Raw genomic sequence first — 13916 nt, forward strand, 5'->3', positions numbered from 1 at the left:
AGCGCGGTCACCGTGGTTTGCCATTGGTACCCGTAATGCCGAGCACTTTTGGTTGATAGTCATCACGTTGTTGCAACATCAGCAGCGCTTGCGAAAACAGTTCTATCTCACCAACGATAGGGATATTCGTTGCACGCGCAGAGGCGAGCAACTCAGCCACTGGCGACTCATGAGGCGCCAAACCAGGGCTAATCACGAGCTGTGTAATTCCGATCAACAACGATTGATCGAAGGTGTCGCACCCAAGGTGATACTCAATGTTTGCGCTCTGGCAACTTGCCTGCAAGTGGGTCAACCCGCCGGGTGCTTCACGCGTGTCAGCTACTCGAATCGTCCAGCCCTGGCTTACGCCCCACCTTGCGGCAGCCACGCCCGTCTCACCCAATCCCACGATCAGGAGATGCGCTTGTGTGGTGGCAGTTGCTGGATTCATCATCTTTAGCGTATTTTCAATGAGGATAAGCCAACCAACACCAGCATCATGCTGACGATCCAGAACCTCACGACGACTTGGGTTTCCTTCCATCCGCCCGCTTCAAAATGATGATGCAACGGGGCCATTCGAAGAATTCTGCGGCCCTGCCCATATTTTTTCTTGGTGTATTTGAACCAGGTGACTTGCAACATGACCGAAAGTGTTTCAGCGACAAAGACGCCGCCCATGATGAACAACACAATCTCTTGGCGCACGATGACAGCGATGGTCGCGAGCATGCCGCCCAAAGCAAGCGCACCAACGTCGCCCATAAACACTTGCGCGGGATAGGCGTTAAACCATAAAAATGCGAGCCCTGCGCCTGCCAGTGCGGCGCACAAAATCATCAATTCGCCAGCGCCGGGCACATACGGAAACAGCAAATATTTAGAGTAGTCGACGCGACCAACCACGTAGGCGAAAACACCGAGTGCAGAGCCCACCATCACGGTTGGCATGATGGCTAATCCGTCCAAACCATCGGTCAGATTGACGGCATTACTTGTGCCAACGATGACACACCACGTCAAGGTGATAAAGCCTAACGTCCCGAGTGGATAACTCACCGATTTAAAGAACGGAACGATCAAATCGGCGCGGGTTGGCAAGGTCAACGTAAAACCACTTGACACCCAGTCAGAGATTAGCGCCCACAAGTTCGCAGTCGTCGGGGCTGAAATTGCGAAGGTAAGATACACCGCGGCGATCAGACCAATGACTGCTTGCCAGAGAAATTTGTGTCGAGCGGACATACCCTCTGGGTCTCGATCAACGACCTTTTTGTAATCGTCTACCCAGCCAATCCAGCCGTAGCCGAAGGTCACTAACAAGACAGCCCAGACAAAACGATTGGTCAGATCCGCCCACAATAACGTACTGACACCTATTGCGATCAAAATCAGCGCGCCCCCCATGGTGGGCGTCCCTGTTTTAATCAGATGGGATTCTGGCCCGTAGCTTCTGACGGCTTGCCCTATTTTCATGGCCGCGAGTCGGCGAATCACAAAGGGGCCAGCGATCAACCCGATCATCAGAGAGGTCGCGCAAGCCATTACCGCCCTCAGCGTGATGTATTCAAACACCGAGAAGCCTCGAAGCTGATTATCCGCCAACCATCCGAAAAACTTAAACAGCATGTTTTACCTCTTCACGATGCACACCGTTCGATAGCTCGAGGTAGTGCGACACGATTCTTTCCATTCGCATGAAACGCGATCCTTTGACCAACACACTCAAGGGGTTGACACGTCGGATTGCGTCAATCGCTTCGTCGGTTGAGTGGCAAATCACCGCAGCGCTGCCAAATGCCTCAGCACTATCTCTTGTTGCCACGCCCAAGGTGACCAAATGGTTGATGCCTTGTTGTCTTGCGTACTCTCCGACCTCGCGATGCATCGCAGGCCCGTGGTTACCGACTTCACCCATATCCCCCAACACCAGCATGGTTGGGGGTTGCATGGCGGCAAGTACCTCGATGGCTGCACGAACCGAATCCGGATTCGCGTTATAGGTGTCATCGATCAAGATAGCGTCAGCGGGCAAACGGTGTGCTTGCATTCTGCCTTTCACTGGCGAGAATCCTGACAACCCCTGCGACACCGCGTCGAGTGGTGCACCAGCCGCAAGACAACAGGCGGCTGCGGCGAGCGCGTTGCAAACGTTATGCAGCCCGGGAATCGGCAAAGAAACCGTGCGCTCGCCCATCGGCGTGTGCAAGTAGAACGTAGAGCCGAAAGCGTCCGTCTCAATGCCGGAGGGATAGACTGACGAGTGGACGACGAGGTCAAAACAAAATAGTTTTTTGGCTTCTGCGAGTGAACGCCAGAGATCTGAATATTCATCGCCCGCAGGAAAAACGGCAACACCGCTCTCAGACAGTGATTTGAACACCTGTCCATTCTCTAGGGCAACAGCATCGACGGTCGTCATGAACTCTTGATGTTCCCGCTGCGCATTGTTCACCAGCGCGACCGTGGGTTGTGTTGCATCAGCAATGACGGCGATCTCACCTGGGTGATTCATGCCAAGCTCAATGACGGCGGCGCGATGAGCGGCGCGCAAGCGTAACAACGTCAGCGGCACGCCCAAGTCATTGTTCAGGTTGCCTTGAGTTGCCAGTCGTTGATCACTGCCATGCCAAGCGGCCAGGATGCCTGCGATCATCTCTTTCGTCGTTGTCTTGCCATTACTGCCTGTCACCGCAATCACCGGGATCGAGAACTGCGCACGCCAAGCCTTGCCTAGTTCAAGTAGAGCCAGGCGAGTATCACCCAGCACGATCTGAGGGATGTCAGCACCTTCGACTGGCTCGGCAACAATCGCGGCGATGGCCCCAGCATGCTGCGCTCTGGACACGTACTCATGTCCATCAAAGTTTTCACCTTTAAGCGCAAGAAATACCTCACCGTTTGCCAGTTTTCGCGAGTCTGTCTGAATGACGGGACATTGCTTCAACAGCAATGCGGCTTGACACCATTGACGATCATCAAAGGGGGTACGAACCCCGAGAATCTCCTGGTAGGACTCATGGCCTTTACCGGCAATCAAGACAACATCATTGTCGGCAGCTTTGAATATTGACGTAAGAATCGCCTGAGCTCGAGACACTTCGAGGTGCATGCCGCTATCTGAAACAGGCACCCCTAAAGCAATCTGTTGAATAATCTGATCGGGCTGCTCATCACGGGGATTATCACTGGTCAATACAACGTTGTCGGCCAAGCGGCTCGCAATTTCACCCATCACCGGCCGCTTGGCTGTATCGCGGTTGCCCCCACAACCGAAGACACACCATAATTTGCCCCCCCGGTTTTGAACCAATGGCCTCAGACTCAGCAGTGCTCGCTCAAGGGCGTCTGGCGTATGGGCATAATCGACGACCACGACCGGCAGGGCTCCACCCATCTGGATGCTTTGAACTTGTTGCAACCGGCCGTCAACCGGCCCAAGTTCGCTCAGGGTGCTTGCCATCTGGTTTGCAGTAAACCCGAGCGATGACAAGATGCCAGCGACACACAACAGATTCGAGACGTTATGCTGTCCCAATATCCGGCTGTTCACCGCGACAGTCTCTTGTTCATGGCGAAGATCAAAGGCAACACCAGCTGCATCAAGTCTCAATGATTCAGCTTGAATATCAGCACCAAACGATCCATGGATCGAATAGCAGATTGCCTTAAACGGCAGAGATTGCGCAAATTTTCGCCCAACAGCGTCGTCAATATTGATTACCGCATGCGTTAACCCTGGCCAATCGAAGAGCGCTCGTTTCGCCTGCTCGTAAGCAGCCATACTGCCGTGGTAATCCAAATGGTCATGCGATAAGTTGGTGAAACCAGCAACCGACAACCGAACCCCGCTCAATCGCCCCTGATGAATCCCAATCGACGAAGCCTCGAGCGCCACGTGGGTCGCCCCTGCTTCACGCAACTTGGCTAACGAGCGATGCACAGTGATGACATCGGGTGTTGTCAGATGGCCTGCCTCTGTGTGGCCATCAGGGAAGCCGACCCCTAGTGTGCCGATGGTCCCTGCTGTAAATCCCAATTTTTTTAGCGCCGCAGACAACCACTGCACACAAGATGTTTTACCGTTGGTGCCTGTAATGGCGATCACATTTAGGTGTGCAGACGGTTGTCCGTACCACCGATCTGCCAGATCAGCGACAAGGTGTCTCAGGCCAATCACGCCAATAAACAGAACATCCTGTGCCTTGAATGTTAAAGCGTGTTGATCAAAATCAGCAGGATCCGTCACTTCGACGACAACGGCCGCCGCGCCACGGCTAATGGCATGTTCGACATATTGACGGCCGTCGCCTTTGACGCCCGTCACCGCAACGAATACATCTCCGTCCATGACCTCACGCGAGTCGGCGTGCAAATGCGCTGCCTCAGACAGGTGGCTTCGCAGGCATTCAATCACGGCGTCAGCACCCATCGACGTGTCGATCAGACCCATGTTTTTCATCTGAGCGCCCCCGCGGTGACTGCAGCGACCGATGAATCGAAAGGGGCGTCTGGCTGAACACCCATGATACGTAATGTCCCGCCGACAATATTGGCGAAGACCGGTGCGGCGATTTTGCCCCCGTAATAAACACCCGCCTGAGGTTCGTCGATGGTCACTGCCACGATGATTCGGGGGTTTGAAACCGGTGCCAAGCCGACAAACGACCCACGATATCGACTGGTGCTGTATTGACCGTTGACAATTTTACGAGCGGTACCGCTCTTACCGGCAACGCGGTAGCCTTGTACTTGTGCCGCCTTGGCCCCATCTGGGCCAGCAGCGGCCTCCAGCATGATGCGAATTTTTTCCACAATTTCAGGTGGATAAACCTGATGAGTTTCTGGCAGTTGCTCACGCTTGAGCAGCGTCAATCCAATCATGTCACCTTGCCTGGCGAAGGCGGTATAGGCTCTCGCCATTTGTAGCAACGAGACCGACAAGCCGTAGCCGTAGGACATGGTGGCTTTTTCGATGAGGCGCCAGCGCTCCCAAGGCCTAAGTCGACCGGCAGCCGCCCCAGGAAAACCCGTTTGGGGCGCCTGACCGAAGCCAAGCTCCGTAAACCGACTCCACATTTCTTTAGCCTCGAGCCTCTCCGAAATCATCGTCATGCCGATGTTGCTGGATTTGAGCAAGACCCCAGCGGGGGTTAGCACCCCATTTCTGCTGACATCTGTGATGGTTGCACCTTGGTACTGGAACTTGCCATTGCCCGTATTGAACTGCGTGTTCATGTCAATACGCTTGAGATCAAGCGCGAGCGCAACGGTGAAGGGCTTCATAATCGAACCTGGTTCAAACGTGTCTGTCAGGGCTTGATTACGAAGGTTGCCTCCATGAAAACTATCACGCAAATTGGGATCGTAGGTGGGCATGTTACCTAAGGCAAGAATCTCGCCCGTTTTAACGTCAACCACCACCGCCGCAGCGCCCTTCGCATTATTGACCGTCATCGCCTCCTGCAGCGCCCGATAGACTTGATATTGAATGCGCGTGTCAATGGTCAGTTTCACATCGTGTCCATCGACAGGTAAATTGACCGCGCGGACATCCTCGATCACTCGCCCCAGTCGATCGGCAATGACGCGACGACTACCAGGGCGCCCCTTGAGCTGTTGATTGAATGCGTATTCAACCCCCTCTTGTCCCTGATCTTCAAGATTATTAAAACCAACGACATTGGCCATTACCTCACCTTCTGGGTAATAGCGTCTTGTTTCATCATCTTGATTAACGCCGGGAATTTTGAGCTCAGCGATCTTCTGCGCAAGGTCAAGCGGCGCTTGACGCTTCAAGTAAACGAAGCTTTTATCTTCGTTCTGAAGTCGCTTATCCAATTCGGCTGGCTTCATAGAAAGCAATTCAGCCAGTGCATTGAGTTTGGCTCGTGGTGCATCGTTGACGTTTTCTGGCACGGCCCAGATTGCCTTGGCCGGCATACTGGCGGCGAGGACGACGCCATTGCGATCAAAGATTTTGCCACGTGAAGCGGGCAACGACCGTGTTCGTGTGTAACGTTCGTCTCCCTTTTGAATGAGGAAGTCAGTGGTCACCACTTGCAAGTAAAGGGCCCGTGCAACCAGCGCTAAGAACGCGAGAAACAGTAAGATCTGGACGAGTTTGGCACGCCACAAGGGGAAACTGACTTGCAGCACGGGGCTATTGAAGAAGGGTAGACGCTTCATTTCTTATCGCCTCCCGGTTTAGCTGCCGTGCTCGCGGGAGATTGGCTCAGATAAATCGTTCGGTCTGGAACGATAGACATCATCTGTAATTGATCTCGGGCGATACGATCGATCCGAGCGTTGCGAGCCAGTTCTGCACGCTCAAGCTGCAGCTGACGCCAATCGACCTCAAGCGCACGCGCCGTCGTTCTGACCTGCTCGAGCTCAACAAACAGTTGACGTGCCTGATAACGGGAGCTGACCAGCGAGATCGCCGAAAGCATCAGCAAGATAGCCACCACCAGATTCAGGCGCCCCATCAGTGGCCTCCCTTTTTGGCACGTTTAGTCGCTGGCGCAGCCGTTTTTACAAAGGCGCCAACACCCTCGGCGGGTAAAGGGGTGGCGGTTCGCTCTGCGACTCTTAAAACAGCCGATCGAGATCTTGGATTGGCAGCAATTTCTTGATCATCTGGCAACACGCGGGCCAACGCGTTCAAGACAGGCTGCGGCATTTCACTTTCGCGCAAAGGCAGACGAGCGTAGGCTGATTCTGGACGCGAGGCCGCCGAGATGAACTGCTTGACAACGCGATCTTCCAAAGAGTGGAAGCTGATCACGGCCATACGCCCGCCTGTTTTTAATAAAGTTACAGCTGCCTGGATGGCGCTCTCGAGCTCCTCGAGCTCCCGATTGATGTAAATCCGTAAAGCTTGAAACGTCCTTGTCGCTGGATGCTGGCCCTTTTCGCGCGTGCGGACGGTGTTTGACACGAGCTCGGCGAGGTCGAGCGTTGTGTGAAATGGCCTTGTTGCGCGGCGAGCAGCAATCGCCTTTGCAATCTGAAAAGCAAACCGTTCTTCGCCATAATGACCGATGACCTCCCGCATGTTGTCTATACTTGCTTGCTCTAGCCACTGCGCAACCGTATCGCCGCGCGAGGTGTCCATCCTCATATCAAGCGGGCCATCCCGCATGAAAGAGAAACCACGTTGTGCGTCATCAATCTGTGGCGATGAAACACCGATATCCAACATCACACCATCTACCGCATCGATGCCCAAGTCGCCAAGTGACTCGACCATCGAACTAAAACCTTCATGCACGACTGTCACTCGCTCATCGACTAACGCCAACGACTGAGCAACGTGAATTGCCTCAGGGTCTTTGTCAAAAACAATTAGCCGAGCTTGCGAACCCAACTTACTCAATAACAAACGACTGTGACCGCCGCGCCCAAACGTACCATCGACAAACACACCGTCCATTGCTGCAGCGACCAGCTCGTTGCTCGTCGCTTGCTTGGCTTGCTTGCCGTAACGTTCTAAAACCAACGCATTTACTGTCGGCTCAAGCAGAACTGGCCGATGAACAAAGTCTGTCACGACTTAAAACGAAAATTGGTTAAGAACGTCGCCCATACCTTGCGACAAGTCAGCAGCTTCTCGCTGCGCAAGCGCACTCGCATCCCATAATTCGAAGTGACTGGCCATCCCCAGCAACATCACGTCGCGCGAGAGCCCAGCGGCTTGACGCAATTCAGGCGCAATCAAAATTCGACCTGAACTATCGATATCTACGTCCTGTGCACTGCCAAGAAGCAAACGCTGTAAGCCACGAGCCTGCATCGGAAAGCCAGCGATCTGCTGACGCTTTATTTCCCATTCGGGCCGGGGATACATCAATAAGCAGCCGTCAGGATGGCGCGTCAAGGTCAGGCAGCCAGCGGCCTGTTCAACCAAGACGTCGCGGTGCCGAGTCGGAATATTAATCCTCCCCTTGCCATCTAACGTCAGTGCGCTGCTACCTTGAAACACTTATTTTCCCCACAATTTTGCACAAAACTACACTTTTCACCACTTTAAGCGATCAAAAAATGTCGGTCAAGGTAAATATTGTGAAAAATTCAATGGCAGCAAGGACTTAGGCGTATTTTTTAGAATTGCTATAGAAAAATAAGCCAATAAATCAATGTGTTGAAGAATGATTTAAAAGTGGTTTGTACGGTGGATTTGCTGCAACCTAGGGAAAACCCTGTGAAGCATTGGGAGAGGAGTTGCAAAGCAGATCTATAGGCCGGATTTTGTAAACCAGCTTTCACTGGTCGGCAATCATTCCTCTGGGCGTGTCATTGCTGGCACGCTCTAGCCATCTACCCGCATGCTTGAACGAACCGCCCTTCGTGACCGAGATCACCCGCATGCCTATTTGATGTTGCTCCGGATAGAGGTTGCCGCGTTTCACCCTGCAGTGCTCACACCGCTTGCGCGATGTCGCATCACGGCTAGGCCGTGATGGAGTGCGCTTGACGCACACCCCCACTGCAGACTCGTCTCTGTGGCCCTATTCCTCAGTTCGTGTTGCGCCAGGCACAACCATCACTGGACGGCCATTAACCGTTATCCTGTCCTGTGGAGTCCGGACCTTCCTCGATGCACAAGGCACCGCGATTGCCCAATCTGCTTTGCGTTGCTATTGTAAGGCCGCTACGGATAATGCCAACAACCTGCGACAATACGGGTCTTGCCTGACGAATCCGTTGGGTTTCAAATTTTCGAATCGATTCATGGCCACCCAAGTTCTCATTACTCTCAACAAGGTGCATCTTGCCTTTGGACACCACCCTTTGCTGGACGGGGCAGATTTTGCCGTACAGTCGGCAGAGCGCATCGGGCTGATCGGTCGCAATGGCGCTGGTAAATCATCTCTGCTACGCATTCTCGACGGACAAACTGCGCCAGACGATGGCACCGTGAACATAGCAGGTCATGTCAAAGTCGCGACCGTTGAGCAAGAGCCCACGCTGGACGAGTCTCTGACGATTGAAGAAACGGTTTTCGGTGAACCCGATCTCGATGATGAAGACTGGCAACGTGCGTCTAGGGTCAAGGCACTGATCGATAAAATGGGCTTACCCCCTGAAGCCCGTATTTCAGCGCTTTCTGGCGGCATGCGCAAGCGTGTTGCGTTGATTCGTGCAATTGCTGATCAGCCATCTTTGCTGCTCCTGGATGAGCCGACCAATCATCTCGATCTGGACGGCATCAATTGGCTCGAGTCCACCTTGAAGCAGTGGGCAGGCAGTGCCATCATCATTACTCACGACAGACGATTCCTAGATGCAGTGTCAACGCGCATTGTCGAACTCGATCGCGGACAGCTATTGAGTTTTCCAGGAAACTTCTCGGATTGGCAGGTTCACAAAGCACAGTGGCTTGAAGCGCAACGCCTCGAGAACGCGCGGTTTGACAAACTGCTTGCGCAAGAAGAGGTTTGGATACGTAAAGGGGTAGAAGCTCGACGAACACGCAATGAAGGTCGAGTCAGGCGCTTGCAGCAGTTGCGTCGCGAGCACGAACAAAGACGAGACCGGCAAGGCAATGTGCAACTCGCACTCGATGCGGGTCAACGTTCAGGCAAACTGGTCGCAGAGCTTGAGAATGTCTGCAAAAGCTTCGGCGATAAACGCATTGTCGACCACTACTCGACCACCATCCTGAGAGGTGACCGAATTGGTTTCATCGGGCCCAACGGCGCCGGTAAATCCACCTTGCTAAAGCTGATTCTCGGGACACTTGAAGCAGATGCTGGCACCATCAAACGGGGAACCAACTTGAGCGTTGCGTATTTTGATCAGATGCGTGCTCAGTTAGATGAGTCGGCGACGTTGATGGATGTCATTAACCCGGGAAGCGAATGGATAGAGATCGGTGGTGAACGCAAACACGTCATGAGCTATTTGAGCGACTTCTTGTTTGCGCCAGCACGCGCAAAGTCTCCCGTTAGCAGCCTGTCGGGTGGTGAAAGAGCCAGACTACTGTTAGCGAGACTATTTGCCCGGCCGGCCAATATTCTCGTGCTTGACGAGCCAACCAATGATCTGGATATCGAAACCCTTGAGTTGCTTGAAGAGCTTTTACAAGACTACCCGGGTACTGTCCTGCTCGTCAGCCATGATCGTAGTTTTCTCGATAACGTTGTCACGCAAACAATCGTGAATGAAGACGATGGTGTTTGGCGTGATTACGTTGGGGGCTTTGCAGACTGGGAGCGTCAGCGTAGCGCACCCTCAAGCACGTCTAAAACGAGTCAACTCAAAGATGCCGCTGCGCTTGAAAGCGGCACCGTCAAAAGCAGAGCGGCCAAGCTCGCTCCCTGGGAAATCAAAGAGCTTGAACAATTGCCTGCCGAAATCGCTGCCCTAGAGCTAGAGCAAGAGAAACTCGTGGCTGAACTGAGTAGCGCTGACTTTTATACTGAGCGCGCCTCCGAGCGCACAGCCATTGAGACGAAGCTGAAAAAGCTTGAAGAGAATATGGCAAACCGCTTCGCACGTTGGGAAGCACTCGAGGCAAAGAAGGGGTAACACAACCCCCTGTTTAGGCAATGCTCCAGGGCAACGACTCACCCGCTGCGAGCGGTACCAAGTGATCCGCACCGTAGGCGATTTCGCTCGGGATGTTGTAAGACTGGCGAGTCAATGTCATGGTGTCCGTATTTCTGGGCAAGCCATAAAAATCAGGCCCACGGTGGCTTGCAAATGCCTCAAGGCGATCTAGTCTGCCAGCCCTATCGAAGGCAGTGGCATACAGTTGCATCCCATGCAGCGCCGTATAACACCCCGCGCAACCACAAGCATTCTCTTTGAGATGTTTGGCGTGAGGTGCGCTATCCGTGCCGAGAAAAAAACGAGGGCTATCGCTCGTCGCAGCATCCACCAAAGCTTGACGGTGCACTTCGCGTTTCAAAATCGGTAGGCAGTACCAATGTGGCCTGACCCCGCCTTGAAATATCGCATTGCGGTTGTAGAGCAGATGCTGTGGCGTGATGGTCGCCGCAATAGGGCCCTCAGCATCACGCACATATTCTGCACCGTCTTTCGTCGTGAGGTGTTCAAATACCACCTTTAGCGCTGGAAAAGCGCGACGTAAAGGCTTCATGACCTGATCGATGAACAGGGCTTCACGATCGAACACGTCAACGTTTGGATCGGTGACTTCACCGTGCAACAGCAACAGCAACCCGTTTCTTTGCATACGTTCGAGCGTCGGGGCACACTGCCCGAGCAGATCCGTGACGCCCGCGTCCGAGTTGGTCGTTGCACCTGCCGGATATAGTTTCACGGCGACCACGTGCTCAGACTCTGTTGCACGATCAATTTCATCAGGCGTCGTCCGGTCCGTGAGATACAACGTCATCAAAGGATTGAAACGCTGCACGATTGTCGACTGGTCTGGTTGTGCCGCCAACGCTTGCATGATTCGTTGCCGGTATCCGAGCGCCTGAGCGACTGTCGTCACCGGCGGTTTCAGGTTAGGCATGACAATCGCTCTGGCAAACTGCCGAGCAGTGTCCGCCACAATGGCAGACAGCCCAACCCCATCACGCAGATGAATGTGCCAATCGTCGGGGCGGGTGATGGTGAAACTTTCTGTCGTCATCTCTATTCGCTTAAGGGCATCGCGCGCTCTACCAGTGCTGCAAACATGGCACTACCGGTGGGGATCACTGCGTCGTTGAAATCAAACTTGGGGTTATGTAGAAAGCGACCTTCTTCTGCACCGCCTTGGCCGAGCCTGAAATACGCGCCAGGCTTGACCTTCAGCATGCAGGCGAAATCCTCACTGCCCATCGACGGCGTCAGGTTACCAATTACTTTTTCAGGGCCAAACAACTCCGTGGCGACATCAATCAAAAAATTGGTTTGTGCGACAGAATTAATGGTCGCTGGGTAGCCGCGTTTGTAGGTGAATTCTGCCGTGGCACCAAAACCCTCGGGCACAGACTTAATTAACTCGCGCATGCGTTGTTCAACGAGTTGCTGCACCTCTTCTTTAAATGTCCTAACCGTGCCGACTAACCGCACCTGACTGGGGATGACGCTCGCGGCCGCTGGATTGCCTGCTTGCACAGCACCAAAGGAAATCACGGCGGACTCAGCTGGATGTACGTTGCGTGACACGACCGTTTGCAACGACGTGATCAACTGCGCTGCTATGACGATAGGATCAATGGCTAAATAAGGATGGGCCCCATGGCCACCGCGGCCATGGATCACAATCTCAAACCGGTCTGACGCCGCCATCATCGGCCCCGGGTTTATGCCGATGACCCCCGCTGGCAAGGCCGGCCAGTTATGCATTGCGTAGATCTCGTCACAGGGAAACCGTTCAAAAAGACCATCTTCCAACATGGCAGTCGCACCCCCCAGGCCCTCTTCGGCGGGTTGAAAGATCAGCACGGCTGTTCCGTCAAACTGCCGAGTCTGAGCCAAATACTTTGCCGCGCCAAGCAATACGGTGGTGTGTCCATCGTGTCCGCAGGCGTGCATCAAACCATTTTTGGTTGAGCAATATTCAGCGCTGCTGTCCTCGATAATGGGAAGCGCATCCATATCAGCGCGTAACCCGATCATGCGACCCGACGTATTGGTTTTTCCGTGAATCACGCCCACCACACCCGTTTTGCCCACATGGCGGTGAACCTCAATCCCCAGTGCTTCCAAAGCGCCTGCGACGATCCCGGAGGTGCGAACCTCTTGAAATCCGAGTTCGGGGTTTGCATGCAGATCTCTGCGAATGGCGGTCAATTCGTCGTGGAACAAACGAATAGCTTCGATGGGTGAGCGCATTTTCATCGTCGGATACCAAGGTAAACGTGTAAGATGCACCAGTGTAACTCTGTTACAAAATTGCTACACTGGCGCTGAAAGCCGATTTTGTTGCACCGAAGGGTGTGATTGTCGCTCAAAGCAGTTATGCTTCGGGCTTGTGTTTATTTATCCTGACAAGGAGAGCCCGAAAATGGCCACTGCTACAAAGACGCCAGCGCGTAAACCAAACGCCGCATTTATGAAACCACTGACACCTAGCCCAATTCTGGCGGCTATTATTGGTGACGAGGCTGTCCCTCGCACAGAAGTGACGAAGCGTATCTGGGATTACATCAAGAAGCATGATCTGCAAGATCCAGCTAACCGGCGCAATATCAATGCCGACGCCAAACTAAAACCTTTATTTGAAAAGGATCAAGTGTCCATGTTTGAACTCACCAAGATCGTGAGTGGGCATTTGAAATAAATCTGTTTACAGCAGATATGAAATAAGGGCTCACGAGAGCCCTTATTTTTTGTCCAGCGCTTGCTTCAAGCTATTCAAGGTGTTTTGTGTTCGAGCAGAGCCAACCAACCTTTGATTACCCGATACAACGCCCAGATGATCGTGAGAGCAATGCCCGCATAGCCGATGTAGAAGTAAGTGGCGAGCATGCTAACCAACAACCACAGAAGTCCCCACCAAAAGGTATGAGAGAGCCAGTTAAAGTGCGTGGCGTAAATGGTGCCGGCCACGTCTGAGCGTTTTACGTAGATAATGACGATCGCTGCCACCGCAGCGGCAGCAAAGAACCACGTCACCAAGCCGATGGCGAATAGTCCGTAGACCACGTTCGTCAATAAGCGCAAGTCAATTTGTTTAGGTTGGTCTGGTGTTGCAGTAGTCATTGGAAGATCTCCGTTTAGGGATGTACCGCTATCTTACATGGCGTATTAGGACATGGCAGCGGCCAATCGAGATACTTTCAGCATATACCATCCACTATCCGTGAATTGACGCAGAAAACCAAGCCTTTGCTGGTGCGTTTGCTTTGCCCAAAGACAAACCCCCGCCTGCTTTTGGCAGACGGGGGTTTGAGGGGTAAGAGCTTGACGATGACCTACTTTCACAGACGTACGTCCACTATCATCGGCGCTAAGGTGTTTCACGGTCC

At 53.3% G+C, this 13916-nt stretch carries 13 protein-coding genes and 1 other RNA gene; 2 read left to right on the forward strand and 12 right to left on the reverse strand.

The genetic code is table 11. The features are described from left to right. Positions 1-7: 7 nt before the first annotated feature. The 8 genes from AC1W8Y_RS14405 to rnpB form a co-directional block, all read right to left on the reverse strand. Entirely contained in the window at positions 8-526 is a 519-nt protein-coding gene (locus tag AC1W8Y_RS14405) for a hypothetical protein (RefSeq protein WP_482015191.1), read from the reverse strand. Next, positions 439-1611 (reverse strand): phospho-N-acetylmuramoyl-pentapeptide-transferase, encoded by a 1173-nt coding sequence (gene mraY / locus AC1W8Y_RS14410; protein ID WP_482015192.1) that lies wholly within the window; start codon positions 1609-1611, stop codon positions 439-441. The genes AC1W8Y_RS14405 and mraY overlap by 88 nt, the downstream gene beginning before the upstream one ends. Beyond that, positions 1601-4444: a bifunctional UDP-N-acetylmuramoyl-L-alanyl-D-glutamate--2,6-diaminopimelate ligase MurE/UDP-N-acetylmuramoyl-tripeptide--D-alanyl-D-alanine ligase MurF gene (gene murF, locus AC1W8Y_RS14415; protein ID WP_482015193.1), complete on the reverse strand. Its 2844-nt coding sequence runs from the start codon at positions 4442-4444 to the stop codon at positions 1601-1603. The genes mraY and murF overlap by 11 nt, the downstream gene beginning before the upstream one ends. Further along, a complete protein-coding gene (locus AC1W8Y_RS14420; RefSeq protein WP_482015194.1) occupies positions 4441-6171 on the reverse strand; it encodes a peptidoglycan D,D-transpeptidase FtsI family protein in 1731 nt (576 codons plus the stop codon). The genes murF and AC1W8Y_RS14420 overlap by 4 nt, the downstream gene beginning before the upstream one ends. After that, positions 6168-6470 (reverse strand): cell division protein FtsL, encoded by a 303-nt coding sequence (gene ftsL / locus AC1W8Y_RS14425; RefSeq protein ID WP_482015195.1) that lies wholly within the window; start codon positions 6468-6470, stop codon positions 6168-6170. Before ftsL ends, AC1W8Y_RS14420 begins: the two co-directional genes overlap by 4 nt. Further along, the gene (rsmH, locus tag AC1W8Y_RS14430; RefSeq protein ID WP_482015196.1) at positions 6470-7534 is read right to left on the reverse strand and encodes a 16S rRNA (cytosine(1402)-N(4))-methyltransferase RsmH; all 1065 of its coding nucleotides are present in this window, start codon (positions 7532-7534) and stop codon (positions 6470-6472) included. The genes ftsL and rsmH overlap by 1 nt, the downstream gene beginning before the upstream one ends. 3 nt (positions 7535-7537) lie before the next feature. Continuing rightward, positions 7538-7966, reverse strand: a complete 429-nt coding sequence (gene mraZ / locus AC1W8Y_RS14435) for a division/cell wall cluster transcriptional repressor MraZ (protein ID WP_482015197.1) — start codon at positions 7964-7966, stop codon at positions 7538-7540. Between the two features lie 239 nt (positions 7967-8205). Beyond that, positions 8206-8615: RNase P RNA component class A (gene rnpB, locus AC1W8Y_RS14440), an RNA gene on the reverse strand. Between the two features lie 100 nt (positions 8616-8715). Between rnpB and AC1W8Y_RS14445 the strand changes: the two genes are divergently transcribed. After that, positions 8716-10515: an ATP-binding cassette domain-containing protein gene (locus AC1W8Y_RS14445; protein WP_482015198.1), complete on the forward strand. Its 1800-nt coding sequence runs from the start codon at positions 8716-8718 to the stop codon at positions 10513-10515. 13 nt (positions 10516-10528) lie between these two features. On the opposite strand, the gene pyrC is transcribed toward AC1W8Y_RS14445, so the two are convergent. Together pyrC and AC1W8Y_RS14455 are read right to left on the reverse strand one after the other, a co-directional pair. Further along, entirely contained in the window at positions 10529-11590 is a 1062-nt protein-coding gene (pyrC, locus tag AC1W8Y_RS14450) for a dihydroorotase (RefSeq protein ID WP_482015199.1), read from the reverse strand. Between the two features lie 2 nt (positions 11591-11592). Continuing rightward, on the reverse strand, positions 11593-12786 hold the full coding sequence (locus AC1W8Y_RS14455; RefSeq protein ID WP_482015200.1) for a M20 aminoacylase family protein: 1194 nt from the start codon (positions 12784-12786) through the stop codon (positions 11593-11595). Positions 12787-12952: 166 nt separating this feature from the next. On the opposite strand from AC1W8Y_RS14455, the gene AC1W8Y_RS14460 reads away from it, so the two are divergent. After that, positions 12953-13228 (forward strand): SWIB/MDM2 domain-containing protein, encoded by a 276-nt coding sequence (locus tag AC1W8Y_RS14460; protein WP_482015201.1) that lies wholly within the window; start codon positions 12953-12955, stop codon positions 13226-13228. 74 nt (positions 13229-13302) lie between these two features. Here the strand turns inward: AC1W8Y_RS14460 and AC1W8Y_RS14465 are convergent, their stop codons facing one another. Together AC1W8Y_RS14465 and AC1W8Y_RS14470 are read right to left on the reverse strand one after the other, a co-directional pair. Beyond that, on the reverse strand, positions 13303-13650 hold the full coding sequence (locus AC1W8Y_RS14465) for a DUF4870 family protein (RefSeq protein ID WP_482015202.1): 348 nt from the start codon (positions 13648-13650) through the stop codon (positions 13303-13305). Between the two features lie 45 nt (positions 13651-13695). Beyond that, the coding region (locus tag AC1W8Y_RS14470; protein WP_482015203.1) for a hypothetical protein at positions 13696-13916 on the reverse strand (221 nt) is incomplete at its 5' end.

This window comes from Jezberella sp., assembly GCF_964834465.1.